Raw genomic sequence first — 2,500 nt, forward strand, 5'->3', positions numbered from 1 at the left:
CCTGACGATGACCTACTCTCGCACAGCTTAGGCTGCACTACCATCGGCGCGGCTACGTTTCACTTCCGAGTTCGGGATGGGATCGGGTGGTTCCATAGCGCTAATTTCATCAGGGAGACAGTTGGAGTGTCGCCATCCAAACAACGGATAAGGCGCCTGTCTCGCATGGATCTTGTGACGTAGCGTGCACTTGGACTCTATCGACATGTCATGTCGGCCAAGGCAACTTGAGGTTATATGGTCAAGCCACACGGATCATTAGTATCAGTTAGCTCAATGCATTGCTGCACTTACACACCTGACCTATCAACCACATAGTCTATATGGTTCCTTTAGGGGGCTTGTGCCCCGGGAAGTCTCATCTTGAGGCGCGCTTCCCGCTTAGATGCTTTCAGCGGTTATCGCTTCCGAACATAGCTACCCGGCAATGCCACTGGCGTGACAACCGGAACACCAGAGGTTCGTCCACTCCGGTCCTCTCGTACTAGGAGCAGCCCCTCTCAAACTTCCAACGCCCATGGCAGATAGGGACCGAACTGTCTCACGACGTTCTGAACCCAGCTCGCGTACCACTTTAAATGGCGAACAGCCATACCCTTGGGACCGACTACAGCCCCAGGATGTGATGAGCCGACATCGAGGTGCCAAACACCGCCGTCGATATGAACTCTTGGGCGGTATCAGCCTGTTATCCCCGGAGTACCTTTTATCCGTTGAGCGATGGCCCTTCCATACAGAACCACCGGATCACTAAGTCCTAGTTTCCTACCTGCTTGATCCGTCGATCTTGCAGTCAAGCACGCTTATGCCTTTGCACACAGTGCGCGATGTCCGACCGCGCTGAGCGTACCTTCGAGCTCCTCCGTTACTCTTTAGGAGGAGACCGCCCCAGTCAAACTACCCACCATACACGGTCCCCGATCCAGATAATGGACCTAGGTTAGAACGTCAAGCACGACAGGGTGGTATTTCAAGGATGGCTCCACTGCAGCTAGCGCCACAGTTTCATAGCCTCCCACCTATCCTACACAGACGAACTCAACGTTCAGTGTAAAGCTATAGTAAAGGTTCACGGGGTCTTTCCGTCTTGCCACGGGAACGCTGCATCTTCACAGCGATTTCAATTTCACTGAGTCTCGGGTGGAGACAGCGCCGCTGTCGTTACGCCATTCGTGCAGGTCGGAACTTACCCGACAAGGAATTTCGCTACCTTAGGACCGTTATAGTTACGGCCGCCGTTTACTGGGGCTTCGATCAAGAGCTTCGCCTTGCGGCTGACCCCATCAATTAACCTTCCAGCACCGGGCAGGCGTCACACCCTATACGTCCACTTTCGTGTTTGCAGAGTGCTGTGTTTTTGATAAACAGTCGCAGCGGCCTGGTTACTGCGACCCTCTTCAGCTATAGCTCGCATGAGCCACCAAAAAGGGTGCACCTTCTCCCGAAGTTACGGTGCCATGTTGCCTAGTTCCTTCACCCGAGTTCTCTCAAGCGCCTGAGAATTCTCATCCTACCCACCTGTGTCGGTTTACGGTACGGTCTGCGTAAGCTGAAGCTTAGGAGCTTTTCCTGGAAGCGTGGTATCAGTGACTTCGTCTTAAAGACTCGTCTCGGTGCTCGGTCTTAAAGGATCCCGGATTTGCCAAAGATCCAAACCTACCGCCTTTCCCCAGGACAACCAACGCCTGGTACACCTAACCTTCTCCGTCCCTCCATCGCACTTACGCGAGGTGCAGGAATATTAACCTGCTTCCCATCGACTACGCATTTCTGCCTCGCCTTAGGGGCCGACTCACCCTGCGCCGATTAACGTTGCGCAAGGAAACCTTGGGCTTTCGGCGTGCGGGTTTTTCACCCGCATTATCGTTACTCATGTCAGCATTCGCACTTCCGATACCTCCAGCAAGCTTCTCAACTCACCTTCACAGGCTTACGGAACGCTCCTCTACCGCGCATAACAAAGTTATGCACCCCAAGCTTCGGTTCTGTGCTTAGCCCCGTTAAATCTTCCCCGCAGACCGACTCGACCAGTGAGCTATTACGCTTTCTTTAAAGGGTGGCTGCTTCTAAGCCAACCTCCTGGCTGTCTGTGCCTTTCCACATGGTTTTCCACTTAGCACAAAATTTGGGACCTTAGCTGTGGGTCTGGGTTGTTTCCCTTTTCACGACGGACGTTAGCACCCGCCGTGTGTCTCCCATACAGTCCGTCTCGGTATTCGGAGTTTGCAATGGTTTGGTAAGTCGCGATGACCCCCTAGCCATAACAGTGCTCTACCCCCGAGAGGATACATATGAGGCGCTACCTAAATAGCTTTCGAGGAGAACCAGCTATCTCCGGGTTCGATTAGCTTTTCACTCCTAATCACACCTCATCCCCTACCTTTGCAACGGGAGTGGGTTCGGGCCTCCAGTGCGTGTTACCGCACCTTCACCCTGGGCATGACTAGATCACCCGGTTTCGGGTCTACTGCCCGCGACTATGCGCCCTTATCAGACTCGG

Annotated in this window: 2 rRNA genes (1 of these 2 cut by a window edge); both read right to left on the reverse strand. The window is 53.7% G+C overall.

Annotated features, from left to right (window positions below):
* A 5S ribosomal RNA gene (gene rrf, locus AC1VWL_RS11770) occupies positions 1-114 on the reverse strand; the annotation flags it as partial.
* 123 nt (positions 115-237) lie between these two features.
* Positions 238-2,500 (reverse strand): 23S ribosomal RNA (locus tag AC1VWL_RS11775); it runs 615 nt beyond the window's last position.

The organism is Stenotrophomonas sp. STEN063, from assembly GCF_056854515.1.